The sequence below is a fragment of the Virgibacillus salexigens genome, assembly GCF_014905415.1.
GTDB lineage: Bacteria > Bacillota > Bacilli > Bacillales > Amphibacillaceae > Virgibacillus > Virgibacillus salexigens.
This window is the reverse complement of record NZ_BNEO01000002.1, coordinates 1-16,636: the sequence shown is the minus strand read 5'-3', so window position 1 is coordinate 16,636 and position 16,636 is coordinate 1. Positions and strand designations below refer to the sequence as shown.

Below are 16,636 nucleotides of genomic sequence, written 5' to 3'. Positions count from 1 at the left end.
GCATCTAGTTAAACACTTTTTCTTGATGTTTGTCCGGATTAATCCATGTATCCGATGTCCAGCCTGTAAGATCATAATCACTTAATGCTTGTTCTACAAATGCTTTATATTTAGCTGTCTGTCCTGAATTATCAGCCATTTTCAACGCATCTAAGCGAATACCTTCATGATTACCAGCATAATTAATTTCATATAGTTCATTCCTGCCTCCAAATTCAGTACCAATTGCATCCCATATTAATTTCAAGACCTTAACACGTTCCTCAGCACTTACTCCACCAGAACCTTTATAATAATGGTCGAGATACGGACGTAATTCCAGGTTTTGGAAATCTTTTGCACTGGAAGGAAGCTGGATCAGCCCTCCAGCTACTACTTGCTCAAATATTTGCTTAATCTTTGGCCAAACACTAGGAGCGAATGTCCGGTAAGCTGTTGCATAAGTAGCATTAGGTAAGACCACCCCATTTGGACCAGTTTCGGGATTTGCTGCCATAGCTTCCGAAATCGCCCAGAACATATTACGATAAGAGATAACTTCACCTATATTCGCTTGAACGCCTCTAAACTTATTTGTACCTGCCATTTCAGTCGCCTTCAAAAGTAACCCTACCATGAAATCCAATTTTACCGCGAAGCGTGTACATCCTTGAAAAGTATAACGATTGAGCCATCCAGTTTTAGGTCGGAATCCATTCGCAATGTCAACATTGTTATATGTTAGTACGTCTTCCCATGGTATAAATACATTATCCAGCACAATTACTGCATCATTTTCATCAAACCTGCTAGATAAAGGATAGTCAAAAGGTGTCCCCATTATTGCTGCCGTTTCCTCATAGGATTGGCGACTAATCACTTTTAACCCCGGTGCATTCATTGGTACAAAAAAGATTAATGCGTGACTCTTATCCCCTTCCCCTAAATCTTGAGGAGAATAATTAGCCACAAAATTATAATGCGTTAATGCTGCTGACGTTCCAACCATTTTGGCGCCGCTAACAATAACACCATCATCCCGCTCTTCTACTGCACGAACAAATACCTCCTTATTCTTGTGAAGTGGTTGATCCCGATCCAGTTGTGGATTAACTATAGTATGATTACAAAATGGAATTTCTTGCTGAGCTTTTTTATACCATCTTCTTGCATTATCCTCAAAACCTTTATAAAAATAAGCATATGGACCCAATGATGCGGTAAACGCTGCCTTATAATCTGGGGTTCTCCCCATGAAGCCATAACTTAATTTTGTCCATTCCGCCATTGCATCCCTTGCCCCTAGCAATTCTTCAGAACTAGTAGAAGCTTTAAAAAATTTATGTGTACGGAACCCAAATTCAGATTTTGTCGTCAGAATAGCTTCCTTTGCCGGATCATGTAATGCGTCATACAGTTTTGCAATTGATCGAGCTGCATTTCGATAGGCCGGGTGTGTAGTTACATCGTCTACCTTCTCTCCATTTAAATAAATAGCACGACCATCTTTCAAACTATCTAAATATTGCTTGCCATCCATCATATGATACTACCTCCAATTTTTGAAATGCTCTTTTATCGAATTTTCAAGTAATTTTCTTGTAGATTTAGGATAGCAAATCGTATTTGTTCCAGCTACGACAATGGTTGTTGGTGAATAATCTGCTAACTGACAATCATTGTTTTATTCAAATGATAATTCGCTTTTAGCAAGCAACACTTCTAATGTAAGTAATAATTGATGACTTACTGCAGGATCTCTTAATTGTTCACCAAGTATTTCCTCTAATTGTTTAACACGATATCTTAATCCGCTCATAGATAAAGCCAGTTCTTTCATTGATTTCTCTAAATTGCCGCCATTCGATAAAAATACATATAACGTTTTTAATAGTTCCTTATACCTGTCTTTATCTTGATATAATGGACCAAGTAAATGTTTCGCTTTTTGTTTAATCGCATCCTTGTTTTTTGAATGGATTAGCATTCCAACAACACTTAGATCTTCAAATAACATAACCGATTTCGATCGAGTAGCCATTGATAAGGCTGTTAATGCTTCATGATAATGATCGTTTGCTAACTTTACATCCAGACCTATTGTACTTATTCCGAATGTAAACATGCGATTAGAAAAATGTTCATGTAAATTATCCTTCAGATGTGAACATAGGGTGCATACTTCACTAGCAGACGACTGTATTTGTATTAATAAAATAATTGTGGAAGAACGCTGTCCAATTAACATGTTTGACCGAGTCTTAAAGTAATTCAAAACATGTTCCATCACTTGCTCATGAAATACTAACTCATTCCTTGAATGATTCTTCGTGTGTTCGTAATTAATTGCCACTATAAAATAGTTTTGGTCCAAATCAACTTGCAGATAACTGCCTCGTTTAATCATTTCTTTTTTGGATGCGATGCTCCCGTCAATAATTTGATCTAAAAAATGACCCTTCATTCGTTCCATTGCTTCAAATGTAGTCTTTTCATTTAACATATATAAAGAGCAAACCGTTGCTATACGCTCTAATATCATTTGATCCACTTTTGTAGGCTGTTCATTTTCTCCATATACAAAAGTACAAGAACCAATATATTTTTTCTTAAGCATTATTGGGCTTGTTAAAAACTGACAACCATTATAAGAAACACGCCTTATTTTAAACCAATCTTGCGCTTCTTCTTGTTGTAAAGCCTCCAAAAAAGTTTGATAATGTTGAAGCGAATTTATCAAACCAAATCCAGCATGCGCAATCAGATTGTGCTTCGTATTATCAATCATAATTGGTAATTGGGTTTTCTGATGGACTAATTCTGCAATGGACGGTATATCTTCGCCCTCTACTAATTTTTCCGTTAATTGTTGATGAACAATAAACGTCTTCGCCAGATTATTGCGTTCTTCTAATAGTTTCTCATAGGTGATCGCCAGTTCCTCGACAATTGGATTGTCTTCGTAGTATTTTAATTCCTCTACAATGTCATCTTTCCACTCCGGAATTGTTTTTCCTACATAATAGCAATAACTTGACCCTGCAGCTTTACAACTCGTTTCTTTAAAAATGACCTTTCTCCTGCAAATCTCTGAATAATAACCACTAGCGTAACCAACAAGGGTATGACAAATAAATTCATTTGTGACACCAAATTGTCTTAGATGCTCTTCTGCTTCATATGAACCCGTCCATATTCCTTCAACATGGACAGCATTTATCTTTCCTGATGGATCGTAATCAATATTTAAATTGGTTCGCTGCACTTTTGTATATCCACGTATCATATGTAGTACCGGACCTTGCCTCAAAATTTGTTCTATAGAAGATAACCTTTGTTTTAATACCCTTTGTGCATCTAATTTCCCTAGGTTCCATCCATACCGAATCAGAAAACCTTTCATACGCTGCTCAGAGATATTTTCTTTTAAATCTTTCCGTAAAATGCCAAACACAGAGGAAGAAGTTAAAATAATTCGTTCCCCGTTTAAATAGATCCTTCCCTCCTTATCCGTCAAATCTTGAAAACTCGGTAAATTTGCAAAATCAAGCTTTCTCTCAGTATTTATCTTATCAATATGCTCCCTCACCCCTTATCGATAACGCTTTCATAAAAAGAAAAGAGCTGTCCTCAATGGCAGCTCTAGAAAAGCTGGATTTCCAATCCTTGATATAAGGATACAACAGTCGTTTCCTAGCTATTTAAATCCTTCGCTACGAATTTGGGTATTTTGATTGTTAAATGCTTCCTTTGTATTTAATTTATGTGTACGTGCTGCCTTCTCAATCAATTCAAAATCAGCATTTTTACTAAGTAAGTCAATGAGTTGTTGATGCTCTTGAATCGAAGCAAATGCTCGTTTAGGATGGAATGCAGAACCCGTTCTTCGAATCGAATCTAATTTTCTCCAAGATTTCCGAATCTCCTCAACCAAAAAAGTGTTTTCACATTGGGAATAGATTAATTCATGGAACTCCCGATTCAGTTGACCAAAAGATTGTAGATCGAATGCTTCAATTGCCTCCTTCATTTGTTGATTTTTAGTTGTCAGCTCTATGATTTTCACTTGTGAAAATTCATGTTGGCTGCTTAATGCTGTTGCATACCCTTCCATAACTGCTAATACAGAAATCGTATCTAAATACTCACTTTTATCAATCGGAGTAACTACCGGACCAATATTATTTTGATAATCAATTAAACCTTCTGCTTCTAACTGGCGTACGGCTTCACGTATTGGTATTGCACTCGTTGATAATTCTTTAACTAATTGATTAATTACAATTCGTTGTCCAGGTGCATAGTGCCCTTCAATAATTCGCGATTTCATGTAATCATAAGCTTTTTGTTTTTTAGTAATCGTTTTATTTTCCATAGTGGATTAATCATATACTATATCATATATGATGTCAAAGCATGTTATTTCCTTATTCTATTACGTTATCTTTCCGTCTCTGGATGCTAAACCATAGTAACAGCGACTATATCATTTTATACTATTCTTTATAACGCGGATGAATATTATTCCGTTTATACGTAGGTGATGTAAATTCATAGAGTTCCATAGACAATGCAAGATAACGATTTTGATAGATTATTGAAAAATGCTGTTCGATCGCCTTAAATAAGTTATCACATAAATCTTGTTTTTCTTCCTCCGACCTTCCTTTACCTAGTTTTAATGTCACATGAACAAAAGCATCATCTTCGGTGCCATCCGCTACAAGATAATCTGACAATTCAATGGCTCTAGAGCGTAATCCACCAATTGGAATAATATCTTGATGTTCCAATAATGTGTTATTTACTGTTCGTAGTAATTTAGGGATATCTGCTTCTTCTTTAAGATTATTCGTATATTCAATGATTAAATGCGGCACGTATGCTCCTCCTTTCGTCAATTCGTTTGGAATGTATTCTCTCCTACGATCGTATTAACAAGACGCCCAATCCCCTCTATCTCTGTTACCACTTCGTCGCCTATTTTCGTATCCACAGAACCTTTCGGTGTTCCAGTAAGAATAATATCCCCAGGATGTAAGGTCATAAATCCACTTAAGAATTCGATTAGCTCTGGAATTCCCAAAAGCATATCAGCAGTCGTCCCTTCCTGTGTTTTCTTTCCATTGACATATGTACGTAAGGTCAGATTCATGGGATCCTTCACATCCTCTTTATCAACAAACCACGGGCCGATTGGCGTACAACCATCACGATTTTTCACTCTTAAGTTTGGTCGATAGTAATTCTCTAAGTAATCACGTAATGCATAGTCATTTGCAATCGTGTAGCCTTTAACATAATCGTACGCGGCTTCTTTGCTTACTTGATTTGCTTCGCGCGCAATAATGACTGCTAATTCACATTCATAATGCATAAAAGTTACATCACTTGGGCGCATCGTTTGAGCATTGTGACCAATAAGCGTATTTGGTCCTTTGAAGAAAATAAGTGGTTCTTTTTGAGTTGCTGAAAAAGATAACTCTTTCGCATGATCAGCATAATTCAAACCCAGTGTAAAAATTGTCTTTGGTTCAACAGGCGGCAGCCATACAACCTCATCTTTGTTCACAAACCTGCCATCATTGAGTTGAATACCAGCTTCTGTCACAATTGCTTCTTGAGCTAGACCTTGGTAAGCAATTCGAGCATGCTTCATATTCTCCCTCCTATAAATGCTTTTTCAGAAATTACCTGATTTTCTAAAGTCCCTATTTTGTCGATTTCAATTTGTACCATATCATCTTCTCTAGCTAATGGTGCATTTTCAGGTACGCCTACTAATAATACATCCCCTTTTGTTAACGTCATAAATGCTGTCACATCAGCAATAAGTTCTTCGACAGATCGAATAAGGTTCTTTGTCGTGTTTTCTTGTTTCAATTCCCCATTAATTTTTACGCGAAGTTGCAAGTCATTAGGATTATTAATAGAATCACATGCTACTATCCAGGGACCAATTGGACAAAACCCGTCACGAGCTTTTTCTTTAATTGCTGGACGATAGACGCTATCATGAGGAATACTAACATCATTCACAATCGTATATCCTTCAACATAAGATAGAGCTTCTGATGTAGTTACTTTTGTTGCGGTTCTACCAATAACAACCCCTAATGCAGCACCTATTTCTAATTCGAATACACCCTCTGGAAGTGCAATGGTTGAACCAGCTGAAGCAAACGTATTTACAGGCTTGATATATAAAATTGGTGCCTTTGGAGGTGCTTGGTACGGCGGCTCATACATGGATTTTTCTAATTTCTGATAAGCGCCGCGATAGTTTAATAGCGTACCATAAACCGTTCCATTGACAGGAATGTCGTAGGAGATATCCTTTTTGACATATGTTTTTCCCGCAATTACAATGGTGTCATTTTCTAAGTCTACCCTCGCTTCTTTAAACGGATGTACGCCGGACTGCTTTAAATAAACGGTTTGCACAAACATCATCCCTTCTTAATTAGATCAGATCTAGGAAACAACTTAAGCAATACCCGAGATGACAACCTTGCCACAAAGGGATATTGCTTAAGGACTGCGATTGTACGGAAAAAGAAAGTTTACATTCTCCTATCAACGCGGATTTAAAGGAAGCAATAGGCTTGGGGAGACACCCAAAATGAGCCACCATTGTTTCGTTATTGGATGTTAGCCAAGTCAACGTAGTTATTATGCGGCATCTCCCCCTTATTTTAAGCATGTTGCACTAATTTACCGTATTCTAACAAAGTTTTACGTATTTCTTCTTGTAATGAATCCGATGGTAAATCCATTGGCAGACGTAATACTGGCTCAATTTTGCCCATCATTCCCAACGCTGCCTTTACTGGTGCGGGGTTCGTGTCTTTAAACAAGACATCATTTAGTTTCATTAATTCAAAATGCAGATCCTGAGCACGCTTCACATCCCCATTTTTCCATGCATCATGCATTTCAGCCACCTTCGCAGGTTCTACATTCGCTGTTGCACTAATGGACCCAGCCCCACCTATTGTCAACATGGGATAACAAAGTAATTCAATACCAGAATACAATAAAAAGTCTCTTCCACAGTGAAGCATCACTCGATTCACATGTTCAAAATCCTTATTTGATTCTTTTACTCCTACAACATTTGGACAATCTTCGTTTAATCTAGCCAATGTCTCAACTTCCATATTTAATGCTGTACGCCCTGGAATATTATATACAATGATTGGTATATCTACAGAATCTGCAACCTTCTTGAAATGTTTATACAACGCTTGCTGATTTGGTTTATTGTAATACGGAACGATCACCATCGCTGCATCTGCACCGATTTCTTGTGCCTTCCTTGTTAAATACATTGTTTCATCATGATTTGTCGAACCTGTACCCGGTGCAAAGGGTACTCTACCATTTATTGTTTTTTTCGCATTTTCCATAACTTTGACACGTTCTTCAACAGTCAATGAACTTGGTTCACCAGATGTTCCCGTAACTGAAATCGCGTGAGTGCCATTCTCTAACTGGTATTCTATCAGTTCGGATTGTTTCTCATAATCGATAGAAAAATCAGCTTGGAACGGTGTAATAACTGGTGTCACAGAACCTCTTAATCGTTGTTTAATTTCATCATATTGCTTATTCATTTGGACCATCCTTTCTTTTCAATAACTGAATTGTATTAAATTTATATCACAAATTGCGGTTTTCTTTTCTTTAATTTTGGTTCATGCTGCGGCAATTTTCTTCCTGTTTGTATATCTAATACTTCAGATGCTTCATCGAACCAACTATCTGGTGCTTCATGTCCCCAGAACGTTTGGCGCATTGGATCATCTAAATCCCATTTGATTGGTTTGAAGTCAGGATCACTCGTTAAATAGTCCCCATTGTACAATTCAATCCGGTGACCATCTGGATCTCGTAAGTATAAGAAAAAAGCATTTGATAAACCATGACGTCCTGGACCGCGTTCAATGTTCGGTCCGTAACCTAAAGCAGCAAGCACATCACAGCCATCGATTAGACTCATTGGATCTTTTAGCCAAAAACCGACATGATGAAGTCTCGGGCCGATCCCATTCATAAATGCTACATCATGAACAGATGGCTTACGGTGGAGCCAGGCAGCCCACACTTTCTCTTCTTCACCAACCGTATATTCTGAACATGCAAATCCTAAGTGTTTAATATAATAATCATAAGCTCGCTCTACATTTGGAACCATACAATTGAAGTGATCAATTCGTTGAACTTTTGCACCCTTGTATAAATCATAACGCTGCAATAGGCGATCAACAGTTTCCATTTCAGCGTAAAATTCTAACGGCAACCCCGAAATATCTTGAACTCGTAAAGCTCGCCCAACTGATCGTTGAGTCCCCTTTTCCAACCATTTGATATCATTTCCTTGGCTAATAAAAAACTTCTCAAGTTCATCAAGGTCCTGCTCAGAAATAACTTTGTAACTTATTGCCTCTACAGCAGGTTCTGGTTTCTTTTTTAACCAAAGACTATGGTGGTTATGTTCTTCCAGCCCTCGGAAAAAAATATTCTCCTCATCTGCTTCTGACTCAATAAACCCGAGTGCTTCATAAAAACTTTTAGACTGTTCTAGGTCTGTTACATGCAAGATAGCACGTCCGGAACGAATAATATCAAACATCATGCTGGTATTCTCCTCTCCATATAAAATGGTATCAATGAATTACAATAATTACTTTCCGAACTGCGGAATATGATGATCCTTTAAGGCAACATGGATAATTTGCGTTTCTGTATAGAATTCAAAGGCATAATGTCCCCCTTCACGGCCAATTCCACTATGCTTAGACCCTCCAAATGGAGTTCTTAAATCACGAACATTCTGTGCATTCACCCATAACATGCCAGAATCAATTGCTTGAGCGACACGATGTCCCCGTTGTATATCCTGCGTCCAAACATACCCGGCTAAGCCATAGCGAACGTCGTTAGCTAATTCAATTACTTCTTGTTCATCTGTAAAAGTCATTGCAGCAATAACTGGTCCAAATATTTCTTCTTGTACCACACGCATTTGATTTGTTGCATTTAGGATAAGGGTTGGTGCAATGTAATTCCCTTTACCATCTGGAATATTTCCGCTAATTACTTCGCAGCCTTCGGCTTTTGCAATTTTAAGATAATCTTTGACATTATCGTAATGATTTTTATGAATAAGTGGGCCCACTTGTGTATCAGCTTTCAATGGGTCACCTACTTTAATTTTGTTAATACGTTGTTTTAATCTATCAATAAATTTCTCTGCAATATGTTCATGCACATACAAACGCGAATTCGCCGTACACCGCTCTCCATTAAACGAGAATATTCCCCATGTACATGCATCAAGTGCACGTTCAAAATCAGCATCATCAAAAACAATAATCGGTGATTTTCCACCTAATTCCATGGAAAAACGCTTCAAAGCATCCGCACCATTTTTAAGAATTTCTGAGCCAGTGGTGGTCTCACCAGTAAATGAAATCAACTCAACATCAGGATGCGCCACAAGTGAAGCACCTGCGGTTTCTCCGTAGCCATGAACGACATTGAATACACCGTCTGGAAGTCCTGCTTTGTCAATAATCTCTGCTAATCGATTTGCGGTTAGCGGAGACCACTCTGCTGGTTTTAAGACAACCGTATTTCCAGTAGCCAGCGCAGGTGCTATTTTCCAAGTTTCTAACATAAATGGTGCATTCCATGGAGTAATTAATCCAGCAATACCAACTGGTTTATGAATGGTATAATTTAAAAATTCATCATCTACTTGATATGCTTCTCCCACCATACGTGTAGAGACCATTTCAGCATAAAAACGGAAATTATAGGCTGCTCTACTCACCATCTTCTTCGTTTGTGCTATTGGCAAACCGGTATCAAATGATTCTAAAGGGGCAATTTCATCGATATGATCATCAATGAGGTCAGCAATTTTATAAACATATGCAAGTCGATCTTTTACTTTTAGTTTCCCCCATTCTCCTTTAAACGCTGCTCTTGCTGCCTGGACAGCTTTTTTAATATCCTCATTATCTCCTGAGGCAACGTGATTAATGGTCTCATTGGTATAAGGACTGATATTTTCAAATGTATGCTTGCTTGCTGCATCAACGAATTCTCCATTAATATACAGCTTGATATCTTTTGTTTGCTGTTTCATTTCTATATGTTCATCCGCTAATTGGTTAGCCATATGAATTCACTCCTTTTATGAATAATATATTAAATCATATATAATATTTATGATAAGTAGCTACACATACTCTACAGGTTCATGTTTTCCATATTTCCCACCAAAGAATGTTAACGGATTGCCATCTGTTAAATTGATATCAACCACCTTACCAATTAACAAGGTATGATCTCCAACTTCAACGCTGCGATCTAAATCACATACGACTGAAGCAAGAGCGTTTTGAATGACTGGAATTTGCTGGATATAATCAAATTGAATTTCTTCACCTGAATTTGCCTGACCTGCAAAATGCATCGAGATATCCTGCTGCTTATCAGAAAGGAAACTAACAGCAAATTTGCCAGATTGATTAATTTTATGAAGCATGTTTGCTCGGTTATCAATGGAAACTGTAATCAATTTTGGGTCCAACGAAACGGACATAAATGCATTTGCTGTCATCCCATGATGATCTTCTCCTGATTTTGTAGTGATCACTGTAACTCCCGTGGCAAATCGACCCATTGCATTACGAAAAGTTCTACTTTCCATCATGATCATCCTCCTTTATAGGTTTACATCGTCATCGTTTTTTTAACCATCGCCTGGCTTAGAAATTCGATGGTGACTGTTTGCTGGTGGTTCGTTATCCTTTCTCTAACCATCAACATCCATTTACCCCGATCACATTGTAATACTGCTGGAATAGACCTGGCATCTACCATTAGTAAAATGTTATAGCTTCCTTCTTTAGGAAAGATGAAATTTTCTATTGGATCGAGTTGAAAGATACCAATTGTATGTGTATTGGAAATAACAGCCTTTATTTGATAATTAGCGCCGAGATAAAATGGAATGACTTCTACTCTTCCTGCTTGAATGCATTCCCTAATTAATGTTGAACTAATTTTCTTATTGTCGTACATTTTCTTAGGTATCACACTCAAACCAAAATCACTCTGTTTTGCAGCCTGTGCCAAAACCTGTGTATTCCCTTGTGCTTTATGACCAAACCTAAAATCAAAACCAACCACAACATGCCTCGTATTTAGCTCAAGAATATAGTTTTGAATATAATCTGCTGGAGAAAGAGAAGCAAATGTACGATCAAAATGTATAACAAATAGAGCATCTACACCCATCTTTTCCATCTTGTCAATTTTTTCTGAAAGCGGCGTCAAATAGTTCCGTGCTTTCTCATTGTTGATTACCTCATCTGGATGCGGATCGAATGTCATTGCGGTAAACAACAGATTTTGCTGTTCAGCTATGTTTTTTGCATGGCGTAATAATTGCTGATGCCCTAAATGAATACCATCAAAAAACCCTATCGCCATCACATGATCCTGAAAATTCGTTACCTTGATAAATGGATCTATACGAATGACTTTCAATCTACTTACCTCCTCCACACCATATTCTAAATCTTAAGCTTATCTTACTAAATGAGAAATATAGCGTCTACAACAAAAATTGTTTCGTGCGAACTAGAATTCAGACAGAAATTATTACATTGTTCCTCCAGTTTATATGTTCACTTGTTGGATTTGTTGACTACTTAAGAAATCACGAACTTGAGATTTATAAACTTCTTTCTCATATTTATCAAAGTAAGCCATCCCCATCTTAATTGGGTCCCCAAAGAAATAATATTCATAATGTGTTTGTCGGCTGCCAAAGGCACTCATGGTTAGATCCCAAGCTAATCGGAAAATTTGGACACGTTCGTAGCCTTCTACGTTTTTCCCCTGCATGGCACGATGTAAAATCGGACCAATTTCCTTATTATTAAAATCAGCATGCGTGGGTATTCCCATCATTCCAGATGCTCCTAAAATTCTTAGAATTTCAGCCATTCTCGGATAAATACGCGGAAACCAATTTCTCGCAGCATCCAATGCTTGAAAGTCTGGTGTCATCATTCCCCATTTATCCAATTTCGCATTGTGCTCTGCTCGAAATAGATGGGATTTCATTGTTTCTAAGGTAAGCATGATTTCAGTTCCTTTATCTTTCACATGCTGGAACCCATCAATTCCAATTGAATCCATTAATGTCAAAACCACCCCTAACAAGAATTCTGTTTTAGCAATATCTTTTGTTATCACCTGATGTGTCATATGCACAACTGCGTTTGTCTCAGCAAAAGCTCGGTTACATATCGATGAATTTTCTAAAACAAAAATACGATCCCAAGGAACAAGTACATGATCAAATGCAACAATGGTATCTCCTTCTTCAAATCTTGAACTTAGGGGATGATCATAGCGATTCTCCCCATATTCAAATGACTCGCGACTTAAATACTTTAACCCTGGGGTGTTATTCGGTATCGCAAAAGCTAATGAATACGGATCATCCAGCTCCCCTGATTTCTTAACCGTAGATGGAAATACTAATATTTCATCGGTAATACCACCTTGTGTTGCTAAAAGACGGATCCCATCAACTATGACTCCTTGATCATTTTTTTCAACTACATGAAGAGCAACATTGGCATCTTTTTGATCTGCCTGAATTTTTGCCCTGTTCACTTGTGGATGTATTAGGGTATGAGTTAAGCTAATATCATTTTCCCTAGCAAAGGTAGCATAGTTCCTAGCGTTTTCGGCAAACGCAGGGTCTCCTTCAGCATAGAATTCACTTGCTGGCCCCATGGCCATAACATCAGCATTTAAATAATCAGGAGATCTCCCCATTAACCCTTTTGTAAAACTTTGCCACTCCATAATTGCTTCACGTCGTTCAATTAATTCATCGATAGTAGTTGGTACCATAAATGTCTTCCCTACTTTATCTCCAGTAGTTGGTGAAGTATAAAGCATTTTTTCTGGTTTTTCATATTGGATATCGTATAATTTTGCCATTGACTGAATTGCATTTTTAAATGCTGGGTGCTTTGTTACATCATCAACACGTTCTCCATGAATATACACATTATTGTTTGCTTGCTTTAATCGACCTATATATTGTTGTCCTGTTTTGGCGGGCATTCTAATTCCTCCTATAACCATATTAATGTAAGCGATGTCATATCAGAACAGACCTTTCCTCCTTTTCCATTATCTGAATACTTGTGCTTATTTGAATAATAGCACGGTTATAACTATATTAATAATATCTATTACATTCGTATTCTATATATAAAAAATATACTATTTTGATAATCGCATTGTCTTTATATATAAAATTATATATAATTCTTTATAAGGAAGCGTTTTCATGAATGGTTATATGAAAGAAAGGATGTTTATCTTCTATGGAAATGAGACATTTGCGTTACTTTCAGACAATAGCAAATGAAGGCCAAATTACGAAAGCTGCCAATAAGTTACATATGGCTCAGCCGCCATTGAGTCAAAGCCTCAAATCATTAGAAGAAGAGTTAGGTGTTAAATTAATGGAGCGTCATGGACGGAAAATGGAGTTAACCGATGCTGGAACTGTTCTTTATAATCATGTAGACAAATTATTTCATACATTAGAGGAAACGATTACCGAAGTAAAAGAAACTGGGGAAGGAACTAAGGGGACGATCTCAATTGGTTGTGTAAAAACCTGTTTTTCACAAATACCGAAACAAATGAAACGATTCCAACAAAAATTTCCTCACATACGTTTTCATTTAAAAGAAGGCGATTCCTATCTGCTTGCGGAACAGCTTCATAATCGAGATATTGATCTTGCCATTATTCGATTACCGCTAGAAATGCATGCATTCGATTCTCTTGCTCTTCCTGAAGAAAAATATGTCGCAGTTTTGCCTGAAGAATGGTGTAATCCATCTATAACATCAACTACAATGGAACAATTAAATGCCTTCCCATTGTTATTATTACATCGTATAAGCGGTATAGGACAATATGAACTAATACTTGATCAATTCGAGAACTTCGGGCTATCTCCCACCATTGTTTGTGAATGTCCTGACGTAGATATGATTCTTCAGTTAGTCAGTGAGGAGGTTGGAGCAACAATTGTCCCTGAATCGACTCTATCTGGCCCTCCATTACGCGGGGTAAGAACATTAATGATTGAAGATAATACAATTATCTCTAAATCATCCCTTATTTGGCTTAAAGAAAGGTATCTTTCAAAAAGCACACGAAACTTTATTGAATTATTTCAAACAGCAGCGTTGGAAGAAGAAGTTTCAAGCTAATTTTTATTAAAAAGAGACTATATCATTCGGATGTATGCGACCAAATTACTTTACGATGTACCCCGCCTTTTATTCGTTTGTATACCTTTTACATCATCTGGGAAAGACTAATTTACAGATATATCCTTTTCTAAATAATGGATATTTCAAACAACATCATGGACTAAATTTATTAATTAAACACGAAACACAATGTAACATTTTCCTATAGCATACGGACTAATGAGTAAGGGTGGTGATAAACATGTCAAAAAAATACGTGATACTTGTATTTTTGGCAGCACTAATTTTTTATATAAGTGGATGTGGTACGAGTAAAACAGGAACCGATTCGGTAATCAATGCTAGTTTTGACAAACAAGATTACAAAAAAATCACTTCCGCTAATAACCAACTAGGCTTTCAATTATTGAATAGGGTGAAGCCAAATGACAAAGGAAACACCTTATTCTCTCCTACGAGTCTATTTATCGCACTATCTATGGTTTATAATGGTGCGGAAGAAACAACCAAAGATGAAATTTCCCAAATTCTACATCTAGAAAATAAACGTTCGACGGACTTAAATCGAGCGAATGCTTCCTTGCTATCTTCACTTATGGAGCAACCAGAGGGAATTCAATTGCAGATTGGAAACTCAATTTGGCTGAATGACCAATTTCATTTTCAGGAAGCCTTCACGGACAAAAATACCGATTACTTTAATGCGGAGATTGAGGAAATTGACATCAACAATCCAGACGCAGCTCAAAAGATGAATGACTGGATAAAGAAATCGACGAATAACAAGATTACTGAAATTACAGACAGCCCTTTGGATCCTAACTTAGTAACGATGCTCATCAACGCTATTTATTTTAATGGACAATGGACCTATGCGTTTAATGAAGCGCAAACAACAAACAGGAACTTTCATCTTGAAAATGGAGATACCAAACAAGTGCCAATGATGCTGCTTAAAGAAAAACTAAACTATCTAGAGAATAAATATGTGCAAGCTGTATCCCTTCCTTATAGTGAAGAAAAAAAGATGAGCATGAATATTTTCCTTCCTAAAAAGAATACCAGTCTGTCTGAACTAAAAACAAAGCTAACCAGTGACATTTGGCAGCAATGGCAGTCACAATTTCAAGAAGAAGAAGGAACGGTGCAGTTGCCAAAATTTCAAATCGAATATGAAACCACATTAAATGATGCTCTACAACAACTTGGAATGACAGAGGCTTTCGACAAGCAAAACGCAAACTTCCAGAAGATGATTCAAGAAAATAACCAACTCTGGATTAGTGATATTAAACAGAAAACATATATAGAAGTAACTGAACAGGGTACAGAGGCGGCTGGTGCTACTTCTATCGGAATGGAAACGACTTCGGCCCCAATAGATCCTCCATTTCATATGGAAGTAAATCGACCATTCTTCTTTACTATTACAGATCATGAAACAAATAGCATACTTTTTATGGGCACAATTTATAATCCATCGTAAATAAAAAAGAAGTATTTCCTAGTCGCAGTGGATTGTGAGACTTCTAAATAATCACCCCAAACATACTAAGATTAGTAGTACAAAACCAAGGCCATGGTTTTGTGCTACTATTTTTTTATAGTAGGAGTGAAGAAAAGCCGATCTAACTTTGGGATCAATATTGAATCCGCACCCCAAACAGGCTCACTTCACACCCTTATTTGAATCAATTTAGTATGTTGGGTCCATAGAGATCGTGTATAAGAAAGTGGAATCGATAAGGTTATGTGAAGACTTCTATGAGTAATTAATTGGAGGAGACGAAATGAAACCTGTAGTTGCGCTCGATGTAAGTAAAGGTAAAAGTACGATAGTTATTTATGATCAAAAACGCTGTATATTTGAAGGGGAAATAAATCATTGTCAAGCGGACTTCGAATCACTTCGTAAGCGAATGATATTGTTAGAACAACAAAAGGGTCAAAGACCGGAAATTGTTTTTGAAGCGACTGGGGTTTATTCAATGGCTTTGGAAAAATTTCTTCAAGATCGTGGATACATATATTGTCGCTTAAATCCACTTGAGGCAAAACTTCAGACAGCAGCTATGCGAAGAAAAATAAGACCGATAAAAGCGATGCGCATGAGCTGGCTAAAACACACTTTAAAATAAACCGTAAGCCAATGTTTCAACAAGACACCTATTATAATCAAATGCATGCCCTATCACGTTATTACGACGAAGTTGATGAAGAATTAATCCAACTACGGGGCAAAATGCATGCGATTTTACAATTATCTTTTCCGGAACTAGAACGAATGATTACACCAAGCTCAGCACTCTTTTTGAACATCG

At 37.1% G+C, this 16,636-nt stretch carries 14 protein-coding genes and 1 pseudogene; 3 read left to right on the top strand and 12 right to left on the bottom strand.

Going from position 1 to position 16,636, the window contains the following annotated elements; translation table 11 throughout:
* Window positions 1–4 precede the first annotated feature (4 nt).
* The 12 genes from JKP73_RS07620 to hpaB form a co-directional block, all read right to left on the bottom strand.
* Window positions 5–1,522: a 4-hydroxyphenylacetate 3-hydroxylase family protein gene (locus JKP73_RS07620; protein WP_038245536.1), complete on the bottom strand. Its 1,518-nt coding sequence runs from the start codon at window positions 1,520–1,522 to the stop codon at window positions 5–7.
* Window positions 1,523–1,663: 141 nt separating this feature from the next.
* The gene (locus tag JKP73_RS07615; protein ID WP_200411097.1) at window positions 1,664–3,568 is read right to left on the bottom strand and encodes a XylR N-terminal domain-containing protein; all 1,905 of its coding nucleotides are present in this window, start codon (window positions 3,566–3,568) and stop codon (window positions 1,664–1,666) included.
* Window positions 3,569–3,676: 108 nt separating this feature from the next.
* Window positions 3,677–4,354 (bottom strand): GntR family transcriptional regulator, encoded by a 678-nt coding sequence (locus JKP73_RS07610; protein ID WP_021291952.1) that lies wholly within the window; start codon window positions 4,352–4,354, stop codon window positions 3,677–3,679.
* Window positions 4,355–4,475: 121 nt separating this feature from the next.
* Window positions 4,476–4,859 carry a 5-carboxymethyl-2-hydroxymuconate Delta-isomerase gene (locus JKP73_RS07605; RefSeq protein ID WP_021291953.1) on the bottom strand — a complete coding sequence of 128 codons (384 nt, stop codon included), beginning with the start codon at window positions 4,857–4,859 and terminating at the stop codon, window positions 4,476–4,478.
* A gap of 17 nt (window positions 4,860–4,876) precedes the next feature.
* Complete coding sequence (locus JKP73_RS07600; RefSeq protein WP_021291954.1) at window positions 4,877–5,638, bottom strand: fumarylacetoacetate hydrolase family protein; 762 nt, start codon at window positions 5,636–5,638, stop codon at window positions 4,877–4,879.
* Window positions 5,635–6,423, bottom strand: coding sequence for a fumarylacetoacetate hydrolase family protein (locus JKP73_RS07595; RefSeq protein ID WP_231378694.1), 789 nt, complete (start codon window positions 6,421–6,423; stop codon window positions 5,635–5,637). The genes JKP73_RS07600 and JKP73_RS07595 overlap by 4 nt, the downstream gene beginning before the upstream one ends.
* Window positions 6,424–6,674: 251 nt before the next feature.
* The gene (gene hpaI / locus JKP73_RS07590) at window positions 6,675–7,595 is read right to left on the bottom strand and encodes a 2,4-dihydroxyhept-2-ene-1,7-dioic acid aldolase (protein ID WP_021291956.1); all 921 of its coding nucleotides are present in this window, start codon (window positions 7,593–7,595) and stop codon (window positions 6,675–6,677) included.
* 41 nt (window positions 7,596–7,636) lie between these two features.
* Complete coding sequence (gene hpaD / locus JKP73_RS07585) at window positions 7,637–8,617, bottom strand: 3,4-dihydroxyphenylacetate 2,3-dioxygenase (RefSeq protein ID WP_021291957.1); 981 nt, start codon at window positions 8,615–8,617, stop codon at window positions 7,637–7,639.
* Window positions 8,618–8,665: 48 nt separating this feature from the next.
* The gene (hpaE, locus tag JKP73_RS07580) at window positions 8,666–10,168 is read right to left on the bottom strand and encodes a 5-carboxymethyl-2-hydroxymuconate semialdehyde dehydrogenase (protein WP_200411096.1); all 1,503 of its coding nucleotides are present in this window, start codon (window positions 10,166–10,168) and stop codon (window positions 8,666–8,668) included.
* 60 nt (window positions 10,169–10,228) lie between these two features.
* The gene (locus JKP73_RS07575; RefSeq protein WP_200411433.1) at window positions 10,229–10,702 is read right to left on the bottom strand and encodes a flavin reductase family protein; all 474 of its coding nucleotides are present in this window, start codon (window positions 10,700–10,702) and stop codon (window positions 10,229–10,231) included.
* A 23-nt stretch (window positions 10,703–10,725) separates the two neighbouring features.
* Window positions 10,726–11,544 carry an FAD synthetase family protein gene (locus tag JKP73_RS07570; protein ID WP_021291960.1) on the bottom strand — a complete coding sequence of 273 codons (819 nt, stop codon included), beginning with the start codon at window positions 11,542–11,544 and terminating at the stop codon, window positions 10,726–10,728.
* A 132-nt stretch (window positions 11,545–11,676) separates the two neighbouring features.
* On the bottom strand, window positions 11,677–13,143 hold the full coding sequence (hpaB, locus tag JKP73_RS07565; protein ID WP_200411095.1) for a 4-hydroxyphenylacetate 3-monooxygenase, oxygenase component: 1,467 nt from the start codon (window positions 13,141–13,143) through the stop codon (window positions 11,677–11,679).
* Between the two features lie 266 nt (window positions 13,144–13,409).
* Here hpaB and JKP73_RS07560 point away from each other — a divergent pair, with 266 nt between their 5' ends.
* From JKP73_RS07560 to JKP73_RS07550, 3 genes and pseudogenes are all read left to right on the top strand, one after another.
* On the top strand, window positions 13,410–14,312 hold the full coding sequence (locus JKP73_RS07560) for a LysR family transcriptional regulator (RefSeq protein WP_200411094.1): 903 nt from the start codon (window positions 13,410–13,412) through the stop codon (window positions 14,310–14,312).
* Between the two features lie 244 nt (window positions 14,313–14,556).
* The gene (locus JKP73_RS07555; RefSeq protein WP_021291963.1) at window positions 14,557–15,801 is read left to right on the top strand and encodes a serpin family protein; all 1,245 of its coding nucleotides are present in this window, start codon (window positions 14,557–14,559) and stop codon (window positions 15,799–15,801) included.
* A 304-nt stretch (window positions 15,802–16,105) separates the two neighbouring features.
* Window positions 16,106–16,636: pseudogene (locus JKP73_RS07550) on the top strand (IS110 family transposase); the annotation flags it as partial.